The sequence below is a fragment of the Streptomyces sp. NH27 genome, from assembly GCF_056859195.1.
Genome location: NZ_JACEGK010000046.1, coordinates 1 through 22661 on the forward strand (window position 1 = coordinate 1; position 22661 = coordinate 22661).

Genomic DNA, 22661 nt, shown 5'->3' on the forward strand with positions numbered 1-22661 from the left:
ACCCTGGTCGGGTGACCGATTTCCCGACTGAGCCACCGCGGCAGCGGCTCCGCGTGCTGGCAGCCATGAGCGGCGGTGTCGACTCCGCGGTCGCGGCCGCCCGGGCCGCCGAGGCGGGCCACGACGTGACCGGGGTGCACCTCGCCCTGTCCGCGAACCCGCAGAGTTTCCGTACCGGTGCCCGCGGCTGCTGCACGCTGGAGGACTCCCGGGACGCCCGGCGCGCCGCCGACGTGATCGGCATCCCCTTCTACGTATGGGACCTCGCCGACCGCTTCCGGGAGGACGTGGTGGACGACTTCGTCGCCGAATACGCGGCCGGTCGTACCCCCAACCCCTGCCTGCGCTGCAACGAGAAGATCAAGTTCGCCGCGCTCCTCGACAAGGCCATCGCCCTCGGCTTCGACGCGGTCTGCACCGGCCACTACGCCGCCGTGCGCACCGCCCCCGACGGCAGCCGCGAACTGCACCGCTCCGGCGACGTCGCCAAGGACCAGAGCTACGTCCTGGGCGTCCTCGACCAGCGGCAGCTCGCGCACGCGATGTTCCCGCTCGGCGACACCGCGGCCACCAAGGACGAGATCCGCGCCGAGGCCGAGCGCCGCGGCCTCGCGGTGGCCCGCAAGCCCGACAGCCACGACATCTGCTTCATCGCCGACGGCGACACCCAGGGCTTCCTCGCCGAGCGGCTGGGCACCCGCGAGGGCGAGATCGTCGACGAGAGCGGATCGGTGGTCGGCTCCCACACCGGCGCGTACGGCTTCACCGTCGGCCAGCGCAAGGGCCTGCGGCTCGGTGTCCCCGCCGACGACGGCAAGCCGCGCTACGTGCTGGACATCTCGCCGGTGGACAACACCGTCACCGTCGGCCCCGCCGAGGCCCTCGACGTGACCGCGCTCACCGCGATCCGCCCGCGCTGGTGCGGCACCCCGCCGACCGGCCCGGCCGCGTACACCGCGCAGCTGCGCGCCCACGGCGAGGAGACGCCCGCCACCGCCGAACTCCTCGACGGCACCCTGCACGTCGCCTTCGCCCGGCCGATGCGCGGCATCGCCCCGGGCCAGGCGGTCGTGCTCTACGACGGCACCCGCGTCGTCGGCTCGGCGACGATCGCCACCACCGACCGCGAGCGCGGCCGGACCCGCCCCGCCCCGGCCGCCGCCGGACACACCGCATGACCGACCCGACGACATGACCGACCCGACGACCGATCCCGTGGTGGACTCTGTGACCAGCTCCGTGAACGACCCCGCGGCCGGTTCCGCGGGCATCTCCGCGGCCGATACGACGGTTGATACGACGGTCGGTGCCGCGACTGGTGCCGTGACCGCTGCCGCGACGGACGGCGCTACCGGTGCCGCGGGGCGGCGGCCGACCCGCCCGCTCAACATCTGCGTGTTCCTCTCCGCCGCCGACCTGCCCGACCGCTACACCGCGCCCGCCCGGGAGTTCGCGGATCTGCTCGGCAAGGCCGGCCACACGCTGGTGTGGGGCGGCTCGCAGTCCGGGCTGATGAAGGTCGTCGCCGACGGCGTACAGCAGGCCGGCGGGCGACTGGTCGGCGTGTCCGTGGAGTTCCTGCGCGCCAAGGCCCGTACCGACGCCGACGAGATGGTGATCGCACCCGACCTCGCCACCCGCAAGGCCGAACTGCTGCGCCGCTCCGACGCGATCGTGGTGATGGTCGGTGGCACCGGCACGCTCGACGAGGCGACGGAGATCCTGGAGCTGAAGAAGCACGGACTGCACGCCAAACCGGTGGTCCTGCTCAACAGCGCGGGTTTCTACGACGGGTTGGCCGCGCAGTTCCGCACGATGGAGGAAGAGGGCTTCCTGCCCCTGCCGCTCTCCGAGCTGGTGCACTTCTCCGACGACGGCGCCGACGCGCTGGCCTACCTCCAGGAGCATGCGTGAGCGTCCACCTTGTCACCGGTGCCGGGTCCGGGATCGGGGCGGCGGTGGCCCGCAGGCTGCTGGCCCGCGGCGACGAGCTGTGGCTGCTGGTCCGGGACGCCGGCCGGGCCCGGCAACTCGCCGACGAATTCCCCGGGGCGCACACCCTCGTCGGTGACCTCGCGGTCCCGGCCAGGCTGTCCTGGGCGCTGGAGCAGCAGTCGCTCCCGGACCGGCTGGACTCCCTCCTGCACATCGCCGGCACCGTCGATCTGGGACCGGTCGGCGACCTCACCCCGAAGGTGTGGGAGCACACCCTCGCGGTGAACCTCGTCGGGCCCGCCGAACTCACCCGGCTACTGCTGCCCCAACTCAGGCTCTCCCGGGGCACCGTGGTCTTCGTCAACTCCGGCGCGGGGCTCCAGGCGCACGCCGACTGGAGCGCGTACGCCGCGAGCAAGCACGGGCTGAAGGCCCTCGCGGACTCGCTCCGCGCCGAGGAGCGGGACCACGACGTGCGGGTCACCACCGTGTACCCCGGGCGGACCGCCACACCCATGCAGCGGAAAGTCCACCAGCAGGAGGGCAAGCCCTACGACCCCTCGCGCTGGATCGACCCCGAGTCCATTGCCACGACGGTTCTTTCGGTCCTCGACCTCCCCCGCGATGCCACGATCCCCGACGTGACGCTCCGCCCCGCGCGGTAGGCGGCAACCCGGGCGGATCGGCGGAGCCTCTACGCTGCCAGCGTGAGCACCGAGGCAACCACCGAGACCAGTGAACGATTCACCCTGCCCGAGGGCGCCGCGACCGGCGTGGGTTCGATGCCGGGGGGAGACGCCAGAGAATCCGCCCGGGTGGCCACGGAAGCCGTCGGCACGCTGCCGTATCTGCCCGAGCTGCCGGCGCGCGGCCCGGGGGCGGACATGATCGGCCGCACCCTCGGCCTGCTGGTGGACCTCTACGCACGGGTGGAGCCCAGCGGTTGGCGGTTCGGCGACCGTCCGGGCCGCGACACGAAGCGGGCCAGGTCATGGCTGGGCGAGGACCTGGACGCGCTGGAGGAGTTCACGCAAGGCCACCAGGGCCCGTTGAAGATCCAGGCGGTCGGCCCGTGGACGCTGGCCGCGGCGGTGGAACTGCACAACGGCGAGGCGGCGCTGCGCGACCCGGGCGCGGTCCGCGACCTGACCGAGTCCCTCGCGGAGGGCCTGACCGCGCACCTCGCGGACATCCGCCGCCGGGTGCCGGGCGCCGGCATCCTGCTGCAACTGGACGAGCCGGGTATCACCGCGGTGCTGCGCGGCGAGGTCAGGACCGCCAGCGGCTACCGCACCCACCGGGCGGTGGACCGCGCGGTCGTCGAGGGCGCGCTGCGCGACCTGGTCGGCGCGGCGGGAGCGGCGGGCGCCGCCGTCACCGTCCACTCCTGCGCCCCCGACGTACCGTTCGCGCTGCTGCGCCGGGCCGGGGTCGCCGGCATCTCCTTCGACTTCGACCTGCTCACCGAGCGTGACTGGGACGCGTTCGGGGAGGCCGTGGAGGCCGGCACCGCGCTCTTCGCCGGTGTCGTACCCGGCACGGATGCCCCGTTGTCAGACCCAGCGGGTAGCGTCAGTGGTGTCCGGGCGCTGTGGCGCAGGTTGGGACTGGCACCGGGGGCGTTGGGGTCCTCCGTCGCCGTCACCCCGTCCTGCGGTCTGGCGGGGGCCTCACCGGCCTATGCCCGTGCCGCGCTCGTGCACTGCGCGAGGGCGGCCCGCTCGCTCGTCGACAACCCAGAGTGACGCCGAAGTGCGGCCGATTGCGGCCCGACTGGTAGGAGGGACACGGACGTGGCAGCCGAGCAGGAGGCCGGCCGGGCGGACATCCCCGCCGAGGCCCGTGAGGAGCACGCGCGCCTGGCCGAGCAGGTCGAGGAGCACCGCTTCCGTTACTACGTGAACGACGCACCGGTCGTCAGCGACACCGAGTTCGACCAGTCGCTGCGCCGGCTGGAGGCGATCGAGGAGCAGCACCCGGCACTGCGCACCCCGGACTCGCCCACCCAGAAGGTCGCGGGCGCCTATGAGACCGAGTTCACCTCGGTCCAGCACCGCGAGCGCTTGCTCTCGCTGGACAACGCCTTCAGCGACGAGGAGTTGGCCACCTGGGCCGACCGGGTCGCGGCCGAGCTCGGCCCGCCCGACAACGCCCGCAGCCCGTACCACTTCCTGTGCGAGCTGAAGGTCGACGGCCTCGCGGTCAACCTCACGTACGAACACGGCCGGCTCACCCGCGCCGCCACCCGCGGCGACGGCCGCACCGGCGAGGACATCACGCCCAACGTCCGCACCATCTCCGACATCCCCGACCGGCTGGCCGGCGACCGGGTGCCCGACCTGGTCGAGATCCGCGGCGAGGTCTACTTCCCGGGCGAGAAGTTCGCGGAGCTGAACGCCCGGCTGGTCGAAGGCGGCGACAAGCCGTTCGCCAACCCGCGCAACGCCGCGGCCGGCTCGCTGCGCCAGAAGGACCCCAGGATCACCGCCTCCCGCCCGCTGCGCATGGTGGTGCACGGCATCGGCGCCCGCGAGGGCTTCGACATCGACTGCCAGTCGCACGGCTACGCACTCCTCCACGAGTGGGGCCTGCCCACCGCCCGCTACAACAAGGTGGTCGACTCGCTGGCCGCCGTCCGCGAGTTCATCGCGTACTACGGCGAGCACCGGCACGACGTCGAGCACGAGATCGACGGCGTCGTCGTCAAGGTGGACGAGATCCCGCTCCAGGGCCGGCTCGGCTCCACCTCGCGCGCTCCGCGCTGGGCCATCGCCTGGAAGTACGCCCCGGAGGAGGTCAACACCAAGCTCGTGGACATCCGGGTCGGCGTCGGCCGCACCGGCCGGGTGACGCCGTACGCAGTGGTGGAACCGGTCACGGTGGCCGGCTCCGAGGTCGAGTTCGCCACCTTGCACAACCAGGAGGTGGTGAAGAAGAAGGGCGTCCTGATCGGCGACACCGTGGTGCTGCGCAAGGCCGGTGACGTCATCCCGGAGATCATGGGCCCGGTGGCGGACCTGCGGGACGGCAGCGAGCGGGAGTTCGCCATGCCCGCCGAGTGCCCCGAGTGCGGCACCGCCCTCCAGCCCATGAAGGAAGGCGACATCGACCTGCGCTGCCCCAACGCCCGGCGCTGCCCGGCCCAGTTGCGCGAGCGGATCTTCTACCTCGCCGGCCGCCGCTGCCTGGACATCGAAGCGCTCGGATACGTCGCGGCCACCGCGCTCACCCAGCCGCTCGCCCCCGACCAGCCGCCGATGGCCGACGAGGGCGACCTCTTCGACCTCGACATCGAGCGCCTGCTGCCGATCCGTTCGTACGTCCTGGACCAGGACAGCGGGCTGCCCAAGCGCGACCCGGAGACCGGCGAGGAGAAGATCGTCACCTTCTTCGCCAACCAGAAGGGCGAGCCGAAGAAGAACGCGCTGGCCATGCTGGAGAACATCGCGGCCGCCAAGGAGCGCCCGCTGGCCCGGGTGATCACCGGCCTGTCCATCCGGCACGTCGGTCCGGTGGCCGCCGAGGCGCTCGCCCGCGAGTTCCGTGACCTGGACCGGATCAAGGACGCCGAGGAGGCCGAACTGGCCGCTGTCGACGGGGTGGGGCCGACCATCGCCGCCTCGCTCAAGCAGTGGTTCGCGGTGGACTGGCACCTGGAGATCATCGAGAAGTGGCGCGCGGCCGGTGTGAAGTTCACCGAGGAGGGCTCCGACGAGGGCCCCAGACCGCTGGAGGGGCTGACCGTGGTGGTGACCGGCACGCTCACCGGGCACACCCGCGACGGCGCGAAGGAGCAACTGGGCGGCCGCGGCGCGAAGGTCACCAGCGCGGTGTCCAAGAAGACGCACTTCGTGGTGGTCGGCGACAACCCCGGGTCGAAGTACGACAAGGCGGTCCAGCTGAAGGTCCCGATCCTCGACGAGAACGGCTTCGGCGTACTCCTCGAACAGGGTGCCGACGCGGCCCGCGCGGTGGCGGTGAACCCGCCGGAGCCGGAGCCGACGTCCGCCTCGGAGCCGGAGCCGGCATCTGCTTCGCAGTCGGAGCAGGTGTCCGAACCGGCGCCGGCCGCCGAGCCCGACCAGGCCGCCGGCGCGGTTTCCGATTCCGATTCCGATTCCGCCGTCGGCACGGAATCCGACGGTAGATCAGACTGACCTACCGCCACATGTCACCCGATCGGCCTATATCAGACTGGTGAGTTCGGGCGCGCACGTACCGGGGCGCACGGAAGCATTGACGGCCGATCGGTGCCCGCGACGGCGCGCCGCGGCCTACTGTTGAGGAGCGCTCCCGTCGGGGCAGCAGGATCGCGGCGGCCCATCGGCCACGCCGCGGCCACCCGGCACCCGCGCACCTGCTTGCTTCACGGGCTGTGAGAGGGACACGGGTATGGAACCCACGGAGAGTGCCGGAGCGGCACGGCTGCCCCGAAGCAGCGTGGCCGCGCCGGTCCTCCCCGCGAGCCCGGCGCCCGTCGTGCGGTGGGCCGTACTGGTCGCCGCGGCCGCCGCGCTCGCCGCCGGTGTCGGCCGGCTGCTGGACAACGGCGACGCGCTGTTCCCCGGCGGCCGGATCGGCTGGGCGCTTGCCGTCCTCACCGGGATCATCGTCGGCCATCTCGTCGCGATGGGGCGCGACCGCTGGTGGGGCGGCACCGGTTCCGGTGCCGCCCTCGTGCTTGCGGCGCTGCTGCTGTTCGGATGGGTGCCCGCCGTGCTGGTCAGCCTCGCCGTAGTGGTGCTGGTCGGCGCCGCCCGCCGGCACAGCTGGCGGCAGGTCGGGCTGCACGGCGCGATCGACATCCTCGGCATCGGCGCCGGCGCGCTCTCCCTCGACCTGTTCGGCATCCACCCGTCCGTGGCGCATCCCTGGACGACGACCGGTTGGGGCTGGTCGGCGCTGCCCTGCGTCGTCGCCACCGCACTGGCCTATCTGGCGGCGACCCGGGTCCTGCTGTGGGCCGCGTTCGCGCCGCGCGGCGGTCTGCCCACGGTGGCGCGTACCGCACTGGTCCGGCAGGGGCTGGTCGGCGCGGCTCTGCTCGGCATCTCCCCGCTGATCCTCGTCGTGGCCTGTGACGAGCCGGCGATGCTGCCGCTGTTCGCCGTGCCGCTGATCGCGCTCGACTCCACGCTGTGGATCGCGCACGCCCGCGCCGAGGAGCAGTTGCGCGACCCGCTGACCGGCCTGCCCAACCGCCAGTGGCTGCTGGAGCGGACCTGGTCCGCGATCGACGCCGCGCGGACCGTCGGCCGCGCCGTGCCCGCCGAGCCCGGCGGGCCCGCGCCCGCGGGCTGGGGCCGGGTCGGGCTGATCCTCATCGACCTCGACAAGTTCCGGTCGGTCAACGACACCCTCGGGCACCTGGCCGGCGACCGGCTGCTGCTCCAGGTCGCCGACCGGCTGCGGCTGGCCCTGCCGCGCGGTGCCGAGGCGGCCCGGCTCGGCGGTGACGAGTTCGCGGTGCTGCTGCCCGCCTGCGACTCCGCCACCCGCGCGCAGCGGATCGCCCGCACCCTGGTCGCCGCGCTCGGCTCACCCCTCAGCCTCGACGGCCTGACGCTGGTGCTGGAGGCCAGCGCCGGCGTCAGCGTCTTCCCCGACCACGCGCCCGACGCGGAAGGGCTGCTGCGCCGCGCCGACGTGGCGATGTACCAGGCCAAGCGGGACCGCAGCGGCGCGGAGGTCTACGAGGCCACCCGCGACGCCAACACCCCCGACCGGCTGGGACTGCTGGGCGACCTGCGGCGGGCGCTGGACGCGGGCGACGTCGAACTCCACTACCAGCCCAAGGTGCGGTTCGACGGCCAGGTGGCCGGGCTCGAAGCGCTCGTCCGCTGGGAGCACCCCGAGCGGGGCCGGGTCAACCCGGAGGAGTTCATCGCGATGGCGGAGACCTCCGGGTTGATGCCGCGGCTCACCGAGTACGTCCTGGACACCGCGCTCGCCCAGATCGCCCGGTGGCGCGCGATGGGGCTCGACGTCCCGGTCGCCGTCAACGTCTCGCCCCGCGACGTCCACAGTCCGGGGTTCGCCGGGGCGGTGGCCGCGCGGCTGGCCCGCCACCATGTGCCGCCCGGCTCCCTCCAGTTGGAGATCACCGAGCACGTCCTGCTGGAGGACCCGCAGCGCGCCGCCGACACGCTCAACGGGCTCACCGGGCACGGCGTGAAGATGTCCCTGGACGACTTCGGCACGGGCTACTCCTCGCTGGTGCACCTGCGGCGGCTGCCGGTCAGCGAGTTGAAGATCGACCGCTCGTTCGTGGCCCGGCTCATCGCGGACGCCGAGGACGCGGAGATCGTGCGCTGCACCATCGACCTCGCACACTCCCTCGGACTCATGGTCGTCGCCGAGGGCGTCGAGGACGACGAGACGTGGGAGCGGCTGCGGGACCTGCGGTGCGATGCGGTGCAAGGGTGGCTGGTCGCCGCCGCCATGCCCGAGCAGGAGGCGACGCACTGGTTGCAGGCACGTGGTGACCGCGGCTGGCAGCGGCCCGCCGCGGCCCTCCCCGCCAAGCGCGCGTAGCGGGCATCGCCCGCCGAAGCGGACCGAGGGCGCCCCCCGGGGGAAACGGGGTGCGGGCACTCCCGCGCGGCACCGTAGGATTGGGCGCACCCATTGACATCTCACCCCGCAGAGGACCGCTGCATGCCTGGCATCACGCCCGAGGAGGTCGCCCACCTCGGCCGGCTGGCACGGATGGAGCTGTCACGCGAAGAGTTGGACCACTTCGCCGGACAGCTCGACGACATCATCGGCGCCGTAGCCCGCGTATCCGAGGTGGCCGGCGAGGACGTCCCGCCGACCTCTCACCCACTGCCCCTGACCAACGTGATGCGTTCGGACACCGTCCGGCCGTCGCTGACCCCGCAGCAGGCGCTGTCGGGTGCGCCCGCGCAGGAGCAGCAGCGCTTCAAGGTCCCGCAGATCCTCGGGGAGGACTGACGCCGTGACGGACATCATCAGGCTTACCGCCGCCGAGACGGCGCAGAAGATCGCGTCCGGCGAGCTGACCGCGGTCGAGGTGACCGAGGCGCACCTGGCCCGGATCGAGGCCGTGGACGAGAAGGTGCACGCGTATCTGCACGTGGACCGGGAGGGCGCGCTCGCCCAGGCCCGCGCGGTGGACGCCAAGCGCGCCGCCGGGCAGGAGCTGGGTCCGCTCGCCGGGGTACCGATCGCGCTGAAGGACATCTTCACCACCGAGGGCGTGCCGACCACCGTCGGCTCGAAGATCCTCGAGGGCTGGCTGCCGCCGTACGACGCGACGGTCACCAAGAAGCTGAAGGCCGCCGACGTGGTGATCCTCGGCAAGACCAACATGGACGAGTTCGCGATGGGCTCCTCCACCGAGAACAGCGCGTACGGCCCGACCGGCAACCCGTGGGACCTCACCCGTATCCCGGGCGGCTCGGGCGGCGGCTCGGCCGCGGCGCTCGCCTCGTACCAGGCGCCGCTGGCGATCGGCACCGACACCGGCGGCTCGATCCGGCAGCCCGCCGCGGTCACCGCCACCGTCGGGGTGAAGCCGACCTACGGCGGGGTCTCCCGTTACGGCATGGTCGCCTTCTCCTCCTCGCTCGACCAGGGCGGCCCGTGCGCGCGCACCGTGCTGGACGCGGCGCTGCTGCACGAGGTGATCGCCGGCCACGACCCGATGGACTCCACCTCGGTCGACGTCCCGGTCCCGCCGGTGGTCGAGGCCGCCCGCAACGGCGACGTCAAGGGCCTGCGGATCGGCGTCATCCAGGAGTTCGGCGGCGAGGGCTACCAGGCCGGCGTGGTCCAGCGGTTCGACGAGTCGGTGGAACTGCTGCGCGAGCTCGGCGCCGAGATCGTCGAGCTGTCCTGCCCGTCGTTCACGTACGCGCTGGCGGCGTACTACCTGATCGCGCCGTCGGAGTGCTCCAGCAACCTGGCCCGCTTCGACGCGATGCGCTACGGACTGCGGGTCGGCGACGACGGCACCAGGTCCGCGGAGGAGGTCACCGCGCTGACCCGCGAGGCCGGCTTCGGCCCCGAGGTCAAGCGCCGCGTCATCCTCGGCACCTACGCGCTCAGCTCCGGCTACTACGACGCCTACTACGGCTCCGCGCAGAAGGTCCGCACCCTGATCACCCGCGACTTCGAGCGCGCCTTCGAGCAGGTGGACGTCATCGTCTCGCCCACCACGCCCACCACGGCGTTCCCGATCGGCGAGCGTGCGGACGACCCGCTGGCGATGTACCTCGCCGACCTGTGCACCATCCCGGTCAACCTGGCCGGGAACGCGGCGATGTCGCTGCCGTGCGGCCTCGCCCCGGAGGATGGTCTCCCGGTGGGCCTGCAGATCATCGCGCCCGCACTCAAGGACGACCGGCTCTACCGGGTCGGCGCCGCCGTAGAGGCCGCCTTCGTGTCGAAGTGGGGCCACCCGCTACTTGAGGAGGCACCGCAGCTATGAGCAGCCAGACGAAGTCCGCGGCGAAGAGCATCAGCGGAAAGCACACCGGCTCGGCGGACCTGTCGGCCAAGGGCAGCAAGAGCAAGAGGGGCACCTACCTGTCCATCGGCACCTCGCTGTTCAGCGCCTTCACCGCGGTGAAGAAGGTGCGTTCCGCCCGCAGCGAGGAGGACAACCTCCAGCTGCTCGACGCCGTGCTGCGCGCCGCCGCGGTGACCACCGGCATCGTGCTGCTCGTACGCGAGCTGCGCCGGCTGAGCGATGACGACGTCCTCGCGGACTGACGGACCGACGGAGAAGAGGTACAGGGAACAGTGACCGTCACGGACCTGCTGTCCTACGAGGACGCGCTCGCGTCGTACGACCCGGTGATGGGCCTGGAGGTCCACGTCGAGCTGGGCACGCGGACGAAGATGTTCTGCGGCTGCTCCACCGAACTCGGTGCCGAGCCCAACTCGCAGGTCTGCCCGACCTGCCTGGGCCTGCCGGGCGCGCTGCCGGTGGTCAACGAGATCGGCATCGAGTCCGCCGTCAAGATCGGCCTGGCGCTCAACTGCGAGATCGCCGAATGGTGCCGGTTCGCCCGGAAGAACTACTTCTACCCGGACATGCCGAAGAACTTCCAGACCTCGCAGTACGACGAGCCGATCGCCTTCAACGGCTACCTGGACGTCCAGTTGGAGGACGGCGAGATCTTCCGGGTGCTCATCGAGCGCGCCCACATGGAGGAGGACACCGGGAAGTCCACCCACATCGGCGGCGCGACCGGCCGGATCCACGGTGCCTCGCACTCCCTGCTGGACTACAACCGGGCCGGCATCCCGCTGATCGAGATCGTCACCAAGCCGATCGAGGGCACCGGTGCCCGCGCGCCCGAGGTGGCCCGCGCCTACGTCGCCGAACTGCGCGAGCTGATCAAGGCGTTGGGCGTGTCCGAGGCCCGGATGGAAATGGGCCAGATGCGCTGTGACGTCAACCTGAGCCTGCGTCCGCACGGCCGGGAGAAGTTCGGCACCCGCAGCGAGACGAAGAACGTCAACTCGCTGCGCAGCGTGGAACGGGCGGCCCGCTTCGAGATCCAGCGGCACGCCGCGGTACTCTCCTCGGGCGGCACCATCGTGCAGGAGACCCGGCACTTCCACGAGGAGGACGGCTCCACCGCCTCCGGCCGGATCAAGGAAGAGGCGGAGGACTACCGCTACTTCCCCGAGCCGGACCTGGTGCCGATCGCCCCGGCCCGGGAGTGGGTCGAGGAACTGCGGGCCGGGCTGCCCGAACTGCCGCTGGCCCGCCGGGGGCGGCTCAAGCAGGAGTGGGGCATCTCCGACTTCGAGATGCAGTCCGCGCTCAACGCCGGTGCGATCGACCTGATCACGGCCACCATCGACGAGGGCGCGGACGCGGCCTCGGCCCGCAAGTGGTGGATGGGCGAACTGGCCCGGCACGCCAACGAGACCGGCGTGGAGCTGGCCGAGTTGGCGATCACCCCGGCGCAGGTGGCCAGGGTCGCCGCGCTGGTGGCGGCCGGCGACCTCAACGACAAGCTGGCCCGGCAGGTCATCGAGGGCGTGCTGGCCGGCGAGGGTGACCCGGACCAGGTGGTCGACACGCGCGGGTTGAAGGTCGTTTCCGACGACGGCGCGCTCGGCGCGGCCGTCGACCAGGCCATCGCGGCCAACGCGGCGGTCGCCGAGAAGATCCGCGGCGGCAACCTCGCGGCGGCCGGTGCGCTCATCGGCGCGGTCATGAAGCTGACCCGCGGCCAGGCGGACGCCAAGCGGGTGCGCGAACTGGTGCTGGAGAAGCTCCAGGGCTGACCCGGACGACGTGTGGAGGAGGCGGTATCCCCGGCCCGGGGGTACCGCCTCCTCGTGCGTTCACAGCGGGTTCGTACGGGTTGTCCGCCCGCTTTCCGCGGGTCCGCGGCGGGCGTCCGGGAGGACGCCTTTATCCTTTTCGGACAGTTGTGAGGAGGAGCACGAAAGCCGCAAAGGATCTCTTTCTCCTGGCACAGTGGGCGGGACGTATCGCCACGGAACTGCACGGGCGTACCGACCACGCAACCGCACCCGCAAGGGGACAGCAGCCCATGGCCGTACTTGCCCGGTGGTGCTTCAGCCGCCGACTCACCGTCGTACTGCTGTGGCTCACCGCACTCGTCGGACTCACCGCCGCCGCCACGGTCGCCGGCTCCGCGTACTCCCAGAAGTACGAAGCGCCGAACACCGAGTCCAGCCACGCCGCGGACCTGCTGCGTACGGCGTTCCCCGGACAGGCCGGCGACTCCGACACGATCGTGTGGCACACCGACCACGGCACCGTACGGGCCGGCGCCGTCGAGCAGACCATGACGAAGGTCCTCGACCAGACCCGCACCCTGCCCGGCGTCACCTCCGTGACCAGCCCCTACGGTTCCTCGGGCGCCGGCCAGATCAGCTCCGACGGGCACACCGCCTACGCCACCGTCGGCTACGGCACGGACGCCGACGGCGTCAGCCGCAGCCAGGCCCAGGCGCTGGTGGACACCGCCAAGGCCGGCCAGGGCCCCGGCCTGGAGGTCGAACTCGGCGGCGAGGCGGTCGGCAACACCGAGGCGGCCAGCGCCCACCTCAGCGAGGCGGTGGGGGTCGCGGTGGCCGCGGTGGTGCTGCTGGTCGCCTTCGGGTCGTTCGCGGCGATGCTGCTGCCGATCGCCACCGCGCTGGTCGGCTGCGGCACCGCCTACATGGGCACCGTGCTGCTCGGCCACGCCATGACCGTCGCGGACTTCGCCCCCATGCTCGGCATGCTGATCGGGCTCGGCGTCGGCATCGACTACGCGCTGTTCATCGTCACCCGGCACCGCAAGGGCCTCAAACGCGGCCTGTCCGTCGCCCGGGCCGCCGAGGAGGCCGTGGCCACCACCGGCAAGGCCGTGGTCTTTGCCGGCGGCACGGTGTGCGTGGCGGTGCTCGGCATGCTGCTGCTGCGGCTGAACTTCCTCAACGGCGTCGCGGTCGCCGCGTCGCTCACGGTGCTGCTCACGGTGGCCGCGTCGGTGACGCTGCTGCCCGCGCTGCTCGGCATCATCGGCCACCGGGCGCTCAGCGGCCGGGAGCGGCGGGCGCTGGCGCACGGCGGCGGCTGCCAGGCCGCGCAGCACCGCCGCGCCGAGGAGCACACCGGCTGCCGCGGCGCGGACACCCCCGCGGAACCGCCCACCGGCGTCGCCGCCCGCTGGTCCGGGTTCGTCTCCCGCCACCCCCGGCTGCTCGGCGCGTTCGCCGCCGCCATCATGGTGGTGCTCGCGCTGCCCACCTTCTGGCTGCACCTGGGCACGTCCGACCAGGGCAACGACCCCTCCACGGCGACCACCCGCAAGGCGTACGACCTGCTCGCCGACGGCTTCGGCCCCGGCACCAACGGCCCGCTCACGCTGGTGGCCACCACCGACAGCGCGGGCGCGCTGGTCGCCCTCGACCACCTGCCGCAGACCCTCCGGCACACCGCCGGCGTCGCCTCCGTCAGCGGCCCCGAACTCGACGGCTCCGGCAGCACCGGCGTCATCACCGTGGTGCCCGACAGCTCTCCGCAGTCCACTGCCACCTCCCACCTGGTCGACACACTGCGCCACGACGTCCTGCCGGCCGCGGAGAAGGGCACCGACCTGAAGGTCTACGTCGGCGGCTCCACGGCCAGCTACGACGACTTCGGCGCGGTGGTGATCGGGAAACTGCCGCTGTTCGTCGGCTGCGTGGTGGGGCTGGGCTCCGTCCTGCTGCTGCTCGCCTTCCGCTCGATCGGCGTCCCGGTCAAGGCCGCGGTGATGAACGTCGCCGCCGTCGCCTCCTCCTTCGGCGTGGTCACCGCGATCTTCCAATGGGGCTGGGGCACCGAATGGCTGGGCCTGGGCCGGGCCGGGCCGATCGAGCCGTTCCTGCCGGTGATCCTCGTCCCGGTGCTGTTCGGGCTCTCGATGGACTACCAGGTCTTCCTGGTCAGCCGGATGTACGAGGAGTGGCGGGAGACCCGCGACAACCGCCGGGCGGTACGCGTGGGGCTCGCCGAGACCAGCCGGGTGATCAACTCCGCGGCGGTCATCATGGTCGCGGTATTCCTGGCGTTCGTGCTCAGCGGGGACCGGGTGATCGCGATGTTCGGCATCGGCCTGGCCGCGGCCGTCGCCCTCGACGCCTTCGTGCTGCGCACGCTGCTGGTCCCGGCGCTGATGCACCTGCTCGGTCCGGCCAACTGGTGGCTGCCGGGCTGGTTGGACCGGCGGCTGCCACAGCTCAACATCGAGACGGTGCCGACCGCGCGGCCGCCCGCCGCCGCACCCGTCCCGTCACCCGCGGACGCCGTGCCTGCGGGTGCCCTGCCTGCGGGCGCCCTGGCCGCCGTCGAACCGCCCGCGCGGCGCGTCACCGTATAGCCGCGGCGCACCCGTACCCGTAGCCGTAGCCGCCGTACCCGGGCCGCGGCACCCCGTCCGTCCGGCATCCCCGGGGCCCAGCCCTGGATCAGGATGTCGCGAGCCCGCCGCCTATCGTGCACCAGGTCGTAAGGCATTCGCGGCCGTTCTAAGGCGCGCTAAGGCGTCTAAGGCCCCGCGCGCCCGGACAAGGCATCCGCTAAGGCCCCGCTGAGCACCGCCTAGGCACATCGTGCGGCCGCCTAGGCAAGGAAAGCCCCCGGCAGGCGCTGGAACTTCGGGAAGGTGCCCGATGTGGCCGACCCACCTTGGAGACGAAGCTAGGAGGCACAAAGAGAGCAGCACTTCCAAGGAGCAGCCCGATGTTTGCTTACGAACTCCACCAGGCCCGCAGTTCCGAACTCCGCCGTCGCGCCGAGGCGTGGCGCCTCGTCCAGGAGGCGAAGGCCGGCCGCGCCGCGCAGCGCCGGGCCCGCACCCAGGCCCGGCGCACCCAGGCCCGGCGCGCCCAGGCACACACCGTGGCGCGGGCAGACGCCGAGGGGGCGCCTTCCTCCGATCGCGCCGGCACCTCCCGCGTCGGTTCCACCGGTCGCTCCGGCGCGGGCCTCCTCGGCCGCGTCCACCGGGCCCCGCGCCCGCGTGGCGCGGCATGACCGCCCAGCCGACGACCCGGGGTGCGGTAGGGAGCGGGCCCGCGGCGCCCCGCGACTTCGCTCCCGCGTTGTCGTCGGTCGATTCCGCCACAGTCTCCGGCGCGGCTGGGGGTGCCTTCGGCGAAGCCAGGGGGAGTACCGGGAGCACCTCCACCGCGTCGGCTTCCTCCTCCGCCTTGGATGCGAAGTCACATGCCGCCGCTCGTTGATCGCCTCCCCATCGCACCCCAGGCCGTAATCGGTGTCGCGGCAGGCACTGGGCATGCGATGCTCGGCAATGTGCAGACGCAGTCCCTCAGCCCCGAGTTCATCGGCCGCGACACCGAGCTGTCCCGGCTCGCCGCCGCGCTGTCCGCCGCCGACGGTTGCGAGCCGCAGGCGGTGCTCATCGGCGGCGAGGCGGGCGTCGGCAAGACCCGGCTCACCGAGGAGTTCATGGCGGCGGCGCGTGCCGCGGGGGCCGTCACCGTCATCGGTGGCTGCGTGGAGATCGGCGCGGAGGGCCTGCCCTTCGCGCCCGTCTCGACCGCGCTGCGGCACCTCTACCGTGCCCTCGGCACCGAGCTGACCAGCGCCGTGGCCGGGCAGGAGGCCGAACTCGCCCGGCTGCTGCCCGAACTGGGCGGCAGTGACGCCGGCCGCCGCGACCAGCACGACGAGGAGGGCCGGGTCCGGCTCTTCGAACTCACCGCCCGCCTGCTGGAGCGGCTCGGCACCGATCGCACCCTCGTCGTGGTCGTCGAGGACCTGCACTGGGCCGACCGCTCCACCCGCGAACTGCTCGCCTACCTGTTCCGCTCGGTGCAGCGCGCCCGTTTGCTGATCGCCGCCACCTACCGCAGCGACGACATCCACCGCCGCCATCCGCTGCGGTCCTTCCTCGCCGAGACCGACCGGCTGCGTACCGTCGAGCGCATCGAGTTGAGCCGCTTCAGCCGCGACGAGGTGGGGCGCCAGCTCACCGCGATCCTCGCCGAGAGCCCCGGCGACGCCGTGGTCGACGACGTGTTCGCCCGTTCCGACGGCAACCCCTTCTTCGTCGAGGAGTTGGCCTGCAGCATCCGCGGCGACTGCCTCTCCGGCATCAGCGACTCCCTGCGCGACCTGCTGCTGGTCCGGGTCGAGCAGCTGACCGAATCGGCCCAGCGGGTCGCGAAGTTCGTCGCGGAAGGCGGCAACGCCGTCGAGTACCGCCTGCTGGACGCCATCACCGGCCTCGGCGAGGACGACCTGCTCGACGCGCTGCGCACCGCCGTCGGCGCCAACATCCTGCTGCCCTCCGACGACGGCGACGGCTACCGCTTCCGCCACTCCCTGGTCCGCGAGGCGGTCGGCGACGACCTGCTGCCCGGCGAGCGCAGCCGGATCAACCGCCGCTATGCGGAGGCGATCGAGGCCGACCCGTCCCTGGTCCGCTCCGACGAGCGCGCCGCCCGGCTGGCCAGCTTCTGGTACGCCGCGCACGACCCGGCGAAGGCGCTGCCCGCCGTGCTGCGCGCCGCCGTCGAGGCCCGCGACCGGCACGCCTACGCCGAGCAGTACCGCCTGCTGGAACGCGCGCTCGAACTGTGGGACACCGCCCCCGTCGAGGTCCGTGACGCGCTGCGGCCGGCCGACTTCGTGGAGGCGCACGCCCCGCTGAACCGCGCCGAGTACACCGCGGCGGCCCGTACCGGCGACCCGGAACGGCCGATCCACTTCCTCGACCTGCTCGCCGAGATCACCGTCGCCGCCCGGCTCGGCGGCGAGCGCGAACGCGCCTACACGATGACGAAGCGAGCACTGCGGCTGATCGAGCTGGACGGCGAACGGGATCCGTTGCGCGCCGCCTGGTTCTGGTCCCAGCGCTCCCGGCTGATCGAGGACCTCGGCCGAGGCGACGGCTGGGAGGCGCTGGGCAAAGCCCAGGAACTGGTCCGCGGGCTGCCGGCGTCGGCCGCGCACGCGGAGGTGCTCGCGCACACCGCCGGCTGGATCATGATCCACAACCCCAGTGCCGCGGGCATTGCAGCCGCCGAGCAGGCGGTCGAGTTCGCCCGGCGGGTCGGGACCCGCGACACCGAGTTCCAGGCGCGGATCACCCTCGGCGTCCTCCAGGCCAACTGCGGCGACGTCGACGGCGGCATCGCCGAGATCGAGGACGTGCTGGCGCAGGTCGTCAAGCTGCCGCGGCCGAGCATCATCGCCCGCGCGCACGGCAACCTCGCCTCCGTGCTCGAAGGCTCCGGCCGATCCTGCGAAGCGCTGCGGGTGGCCCGCGAGGGGCAGACCCTCGCGGACTCCCATGTCTCCGGGCTGACCCGCTCCTGGCTGCTCCTCGACGAGGGCGAGGCGCTGCTCTCACTCGGCCGCGTGGAGGAGGCGGTGGTCTGCCTCACCGAGGCCAACCGGCTGGTCCCGAGCGCCTACGCGAAAGCCGGCGGCGAGCTGCTGTTCGGCTCCCTCGCCATCGCCACCGGCGACATCGACGCCGCCGCCAGGCACCATGCCGCGGCCGCGGACGGGCTGCGCAGGGACAGCCAGCCGCAGCACCAACTGCCGCTGAGGCTGCTCGGCATGCAGGTCGCGTTCGCCCAGGGCCGGACCGCCGACGCCCGCGCGGAGCTGGCGAGCGCGATCGAGTACGGCTTCCCGCTGGGCTCGTCCCGGTTCGCCTGGCCGATCATGGTGACCGGCGCCCGGATCGACCCCGACACGGTACGGACCGTCGCGGCGGAACTGCCCCGGCCCACCTCGCTCAGCCGGGCCTACGCGCTGCTGCTCGACGCCGAACTCGGCGGCCAGGACACCGCGTTGTGGACCGCGGCCGAGGAAGCCTTCGCCGCCGAGGAGCGGCCGCTCGAACTGGCCTGGGTCCGATTGGGTCGCGCCGAGGCCCTGCTCGCCGAGGGCGGACCCGGCGCGCGCGACGAGGCCGGTCGCCTGCTCGGTCTCGCCGACGCCACCGCCACCACGATCGGAGCCGCGCCGCTGGCCGCGCGTATCGCCGCGCTCGCCCAGCGCGCCCGGCTGCGCACCGCCCCCGAGGATCCGGCCCAGACCCTCCGCCTCACCGCCCGCGAACGCGATGTGCTGCGCCTGGTGGCCGACGGCCGCACCAACCGGCAGATCGCCGAGGAACTGTTCATCTCGCCGAAGACCGCGAGCGTCCACGTCTCCAACATCCTCGCCAAGATGTCCGTGTCCACCCGCACGGAGGCCGCCGCGCTCACCCACCGCCTCCAGCTCTTCCCGAAGGCGCGATAGCCGCGCGCCGCCGGGCGCCGCGGCCTCTCGTGGCGGGCCGCCCGCCCGCGGTCTCAGGAGACGGTGAGCTGGAGCACGCGGTCGTCGCCGGGGTGCGGGGTGCCGCGGTCGTCGGTGTTGCTCGTGGTGAGCAGCAGCGTGTGGTCGTCGAGCGCGACGACCGTACGCAACCGGCCGTACTTGCCGCCGAGGAACGCCTGGGGCGCGGCGGACGCCTTGGCCCCGGCCAGCGGGATGCGCCACAGCTGCCCGCCCTTGAGGGAGGCCATCCAGATGCAGCCCGCCGCGTAGGCGACCCCGCTGGGCGAGGCGTCAGCCGGGTGCCACTGCTCGACGGGGTCGACGAAGCCCGCGTGGTGGGCGATTCCCTCGACCGTCGGCCAGCCGTAGTTCTTGCCCGGCTCGATCAGGTTCAGCTCGTCCCAGGTGTCCTGCCCGAACTCCGAGGCCCACAGCCGCCCTTGGTCGTCCCAGGCCAGGCCCTGGACGTTTCGGTGGCCGGGGGAGTAGACGAGCGAGCCGGGCGTCGGGTTGTCGGTGGGCACCTCGCCGTCCGCCGCCATCCGCAGGATCTTGCCGCCGAGCGAGGACATGTTCTGCGCGAGCGCCAGCTGCCCGCTCTCGCCGGTCCCCGCGTAGAGGTCGCCGTCGGGTCCGAAGGCGATCCGGCCGCCGTTGTGCAGGGTGCCGGTGGGGATGCCGCGCAGGATCGTGTCGGGCGCGCCCAACTGCTCGCCCTTGGGCCGCGACGGGTCGTACAGGAAGCTGGCGATGCGGTTGTCGGACGCGGTGGAGAAGTAGGCGTAGACGAGGTGGTCGGAGCCGTAGTCCGGCGAGACCGCCAGTCCCAGCAGACCGTTCTCGCCGCCCTTGGTGTGGGCGACACCGGGGACCAGGCCGACCACGGTGACGGCATGGGTCTTGGGATCGATCCGTGAGATCCGCCCGGTGTCACGGGCGGCGACCAGCAGGCTGTCGTCGGGGAGTTGGGCCAGGCCCCAGGGCGCGCTCAGCCCGGTCGCGACGGTGGCCGTGACCTTCACGGTGCCCTTGGCGGGCGGTGCGGACGCCGGGGCGGACGGGGCCGCGGACCCGGAGGGCGCGGCGCTGCCGCCCGCGGGCGGCTTGGCGGGCACGGTGGGCGTTGCCGGGTGCGTCAGGTTCGGCGACGCCGCCGAGGAGCACCCGCCGACCAGTACCGCCGCCAGTACCGCCGCGGCCCATGCGCCGCCGCGCGCCGGAGTCCGTACGGACCTGCCGCAAGCCTTCACCGTCAGCTCCCGCTAAACGTCGATCCACCAGTTCCGCCGGGCATGGGCTCCCCGGGCCTGCCCACCAGCCAAGCACACCACATCTCGCCCTGGTGGCGGGCGTGTTCGCGACCAGCGGGGGAGCGGAGCGTGGGTGCGGGTGCGGGTGCGGGTGCGGGTGCGGAGGAGCCGGGGAGCGGGACGAGCGGGGCAGGTCCGTCGGGCCGCTTCAGCGCGGGCTCCGCCGGGCCTTCGCGCGCGGTCAGTCCCACGACCCCTGGGCAGCCGGCAGCGCCGCGATCTCCGCGAGGTCCGCCCCGGTCAGCACGAGGTCCGCGGCCGCCGCGTTCTCCACCGCCCAGCGGGCCGACTTGGTGCCCGGCACCGGCACCACCGAGGGGCTCTGCGCGAGCACCCAGGCGAGCGCGACCTGCGCGGCCGTCGCGTCGTGCCGGGCGGCCACCCGGCGCAGCCCGGCCACGATCGGCTGGTTCGCGGCCATCATCTCCGCGGTGAAACGAGGGTGCCTGGCGCGCAGGTCGGCCCGTTCGAATCCCTCGCCGGGGGTGAGCGTGCCGGTCAGGAAGCCGTTGCCGAGCGGCATCGCGGCCAGGAAGCCGATGCCGCGCGCCACGCACCACGGCAACAGTTCCGCCAGCGCCTCCGGCGCCCACACCGACAGCTCCGCCTGCACGCAGCCGACCGGGAAGACCTGCTGGGCGCGGCCCAGATGACGGATCGTCTCGTCGTGCAACCGGCCACCGCCCGTACGGCCGCCCCTGGTCCGCCCGGCGCGCGCGCCCACCGCGCACAGGCCCAGCGTGCGCACCTTGCCCGCCGCGACCAGCTCGGCCATCGCCCCCCACGTCTCCTCCACCGGCACCTCGGGGTCGACCCGGTGCAGTTGGTAGAGGTCGATCGTGTCGGTCTGCAGCCGGCGCAGCGACGCGTCGCACGCCCTGCGGACGTACGACGGGCGGCCGTTGGCCACGATGTGCTGCTCGCCGACGAGCAGCCCGCACTTGGTGGAGACGAACGCGTCCGCCCGCCGCTCCTTGAGCACCCGTCCGAGCAGCAGCTCGTTGGTGAACGGGCCGTACATGTCGGCGGTGTCCAGCAGAGTGACCCCCGCGTCGAGTGCGGTGTGCACCACCCGCAGCGAGTGCCCGCCGGACCGGCGGCCGGCAGGCGCCTGCGCGCTGTCCTGCCGCGAGGCGCTGTAACCCCAACTCATCGGCATGCAGCCGAGGCCGATCGCGCCCACGTCGAGCGCCGTGGCCCCGACCCTTCTGCGCTCCACCCGTCACAACCTCCTTGCGCCGCCCCACTGTGCCATAGCCTCCTGACCATGAACGACACCACCCGAACCGACCGCACCCCAGGCCAGAGCGCATCCACCGACCGCCCCACGGTGTGGCTGTCCCTGCCGCCCGACGAGATCGACGGACTTCCGGACGCTTTCGACTACGTCTTCTGGGACGGCGCCGAGGACTTCCCGGCCGATCCGGCCGACGCCGCCTTCTACGTCGTCCCGTACATGAAGGGCCCGAGCGCCGGCGCGCGTCCGCTCGCCCGTATGCGCAACGTCCGCGTGGTGCAGACGCTCAGCGCCGGTGTCGACCACATCGCGCCCCACCTCGGGCAGTTCCCGCCCGGCGTCCAGCTCTGCAACGCCCGCGGCGTGCACGAGGCGAGCACCGCCGAGCTCACCGTGGCCCTTATCCTCGCCTCGCTGCGCGGCATTCCCCGCTTCGTGCACGGCCAGGACAACGAGAAGTGGTACTCCGGCTTCTACCCGGCGCTCGCCGACCGCCGGGTGGTGATCGTCGGATACGGCTCGATCGGCGCCGCCGTCGAGGACCGGCTGGCCCCCTTCGAGTGCACGGTGGAGCGGGTCGCCCGCACCGCGCGCTCCTCGCCGCGCGGCCCGGTGCGCGCCATGGACGAGTTGAACGGGCTGCTGCCGGCCGCGGATGTCGTGGTGCTCACCACCCCGCTCACCGAGCGGACCCGCGGCCTGGTCAACTCCCCGGTCCTGGCGGCGATGAAGGACGGCGCGCTGCTGGTGAACGTCGCGCGCGGGCCGGTGGTGGACACCAAGGCACTGCTCGCGGAGACGGAGTCGGGGCGGCTGATCGCGGCGCTCGACGTCACCGACCCCGAGCCGCTGCCGGCCGGCCACCCGCTGTGGCACGCGCCGGGCGTGCTGATCAGCCCGCACGTCGGCGGCAGCACCTCGGCCTTCCTGCCGCGCGCCAAGCGGCTGGTGCGCGCGCAGTTGGAGCGGTTCGCGGCGGGCCTGCCCCTGGAGAACGTGGTCGCCGAGAGCTGAACGCCCCCCGTGGTGGCGGGGCATGGCCTGATATGGGCGGCAACCCCCTGACGGTTACGCACAGTAGGAAGTACCTATCCCAGAGTGACCAATCTGGTGTATCGTCGGCATTCGGGGGCACGTCGTGACCGAATGACCACGGGCACGGCGCTGCGAACGACGACAGAGTGAGGGGGGCGGGCGATGCAGGACCGAAAGCGCGAACCGATCACGCGGCGCCGGCGCGCCATGGCACACCGGACCGCGCCATGAGCACCGGAGGGGCCGTGCTCGCGGCACCGCAGACCACCGCGGAGGAGGACAGGCACGCCGCCGTCGGCCTGCTGCCCCAGTTCCTGCTGGCCCGGGTCTGCGGCGGCGACACCACCGGGGCCTCGCG

At 72.9% G+C, this 22661-nt stretch carries 16 protein-coding genes; 14 read left to right on the plus strand and 2 right to left on the minus strand.

Features of this window, described 5'->3' with window-relative positions; translation table 11 throughout:
* Positions 1-11 precede the first annotated feature (11 nt).
* From mnmA to AC13HU_RS06410, 13 genes are all read left to right on the plus strand, one after another.
* On the plus strand, positions 12-1178 hold the full coding sequence (gene mnmA / locus AC13HU_RS06350; RefSeq protein ID WP_483040765.1) for a tRNA 2-thiouridine(34) synthase MnmA: 1167 nt from the start codon (positions 12-14) through the stop codon (positions 1176-1178).
* Between the two features lie 145 nt (positions 1179-1323).
* Positions 1324-1914, plus strand: coding sequence for an LOG family protein (locus tag AC13HU_RS06355; RefSeq protein ID WP_483040766.1), 591 nt, complete (start codon positions 1324-1326; stop codon positions 1912-1914).
* The gene (locus AC13HU_RS06360; RefSeq protein ID WP_483040753.1) at positions 1911-2600 is read left to right on the plus strand and encodes an SDR family oxidoreductase; all 690 of its coding nucleotides are present in this window, start codon (positions 1911-1913) and stop codon (positions 2598-2600) included. Before AC13HU_RS06355 ends, AC13HU_RS06360 begins: the two co-directional genes overlap by 4 nt.
* Positions 2601-2642: 42 nt before the next feature.
* Complete coding sequence (locus AC13HU_RS06365; RefSeq protein WP_483040754.1) at positions 2643-3680, plus strand: methionine synthase; 1038 nt, start codon at positions 2643-2645, stop codon at positions 3678-3680.
* A gap of 48 nt (positions 3681-3728) precedes the next feature.
* Positions 3729-6092 (plus strand): NAD-dependent DNA ligase LigA, encoded by a 2364-nt coding sequence (gene ligA / locus AC13HU_RS06370; protein ID WP_483040755.1) that lies wholly within the window; start codon positions 3729-3731, stop codon positions 6090-6092.
* 235 nt (positions 6093-6327) lie between these two features.
* Positions 6328-8469 (plus strand): putative bifunctional diguanylate cyclase/phosphodiesterase, encoded by a 2142-nt coding sequence (locus AC13HU_RS06375; RefSeq protein WP_483040756.1) that lies wholly within the window; start codon positions 6328-6330, stop codon positions 8467-8469.
* Between the two features lie 123 nt (positions 8470-8592).
* Entirely contained in the window at positions 8593-8889 is a 297-nt protein-coding gene (gene gatC, locus AC13HU_RS06380) for an Asp-tRNA(Asn)/Glu-tRNA(Gln) amidotransferase subunit GatC (RefSeq protein WP_202236395.1), read from the plus strand.
* A gap of 4 nt (positions 8890-8893) precedes the next feature.
* The gene (gatA, locus tag AC13HU_RS06385) at positions 8894-10387 is read left to right on the plus strand and encodes an Asp-tRNA(Asn)/Glu-tRNA(Gln) amidotransferase subunit GatA (RefSeq protein ID WP_483040757.1); all 1494 of its coding nucleotides are present in this window, start codon (positions 8894-8896) and stop codon (positions 10385-10387) included.
* Positions 10384-10671: a hypothetical protein gene (locus AC13HU_RS06390; RefSeq protein WP_483040758.1), complete on the plus strand. Its 288-nt coding sequence runs from the start codon at positions 10384-10386 to the stop codon at positions 10669-10671. The genes gatA and AC13HU_RS06390 overlap by 4 nt, the downstream gene beginning before the upstream one ends.
* Before the next feature lie 30 nt (positions 10672-10701).
* The gene (gene gatB / locus AC13HU_RS06395) at positions 10702-12204 is read left to right on the plus strand and encodes an Asp-tRNA(Asn)/Glu-tRNA(Gln) amidotransferase subunit GatB (RefSeq protein ID WP_483040759.1); all 1503 of its coding nucleotides are present in this window, start codon (positions 10702-10704) and stop codon (positions 12202-12204) included.
* A 272-nt stretch (positions 12205-12476) separates the two neighbouring features.
* Positions 12477-14798, plus strand: a complete 2322-nt coding sequence (locus AC13HU_RS06400) for an MMPL family transporter (protein WP_483040760.1) — start codon at positions 12477-12479, stop codon at positions 14796-14798.
* 362 nt (positions 14799-15160) lie between these two features.
* Positions 15161-15454 (plus strand): hypothetical protein, encoded by a 294-nt coding sequence (locus AC13HU_RS06405; RefSeq protein WP_483040761.1) that lies wholly within the window; start codon positions 15161-15163, stop codon positions 15452-15454.
* 267 nt (positions 15455-15721) lie between these two features.
* On the plus strand, positions 15722-18700 hold the full coding sequence (locus AC13HU_RS06410; protein ID WP_483040762.1) for a helix-turn-helix transcriptional regulator: 2979 nt from the start codon (positions 15722-15724) through the stop codon (positions 18698-18700).
* Between the two features lie 53 nt (positions 18701-18753).
* On the opposite strand, the gene AC13HU_RS06415 is transcribed toward AC13HU_RS06410, so the two are convergent.
* Both AC13HU_RS06415 and AC13HU_RS06420 read right to left on the minus strand, forming a co-directional pair.
* Positions 18754-19971 (minus strand): PQQ-dependent sugar dehydrogenase, encoded by a 1218-nt coding sequence (locus AC13HU_RS06415; RefSeq protein WP_483040763.1) that lies wholly within the window; start codon positions 19969-19971, stop codon positions 18754-18756.
* Positions 19972-20212: 241 nt separating this feature from the next.
* Positions 20213-21250 (minus strand): aldo/keto reductase, encoded by a 1038-nt coding sequence (locus tag AC13HU_RS06420; protein WP_483040764.1) that lies wholly within the window; start codon positions 21248-21250, stop codon positions 20213-20215.
* Between the two features lie 111 nt (positions 21251-21361).
* On the opposite strand from AC13HU_RS06420, the gene AC13HU_RS06425 reads away from it, so the two are divergent.
* Positions 21362-22282 (plus strand): 2-hydroxyacid dehydrogenase, encoded by a 921-nt coding sequence (locus AC13HU_RS06425; protein ID WP_483040767.1) that lies wholly within the window; start codon positions 21362-21364, stop codon positions 22280-22282.
* The last annotated feature ends 379 nt before the right edge of the window (positions 22283-22661 follow it).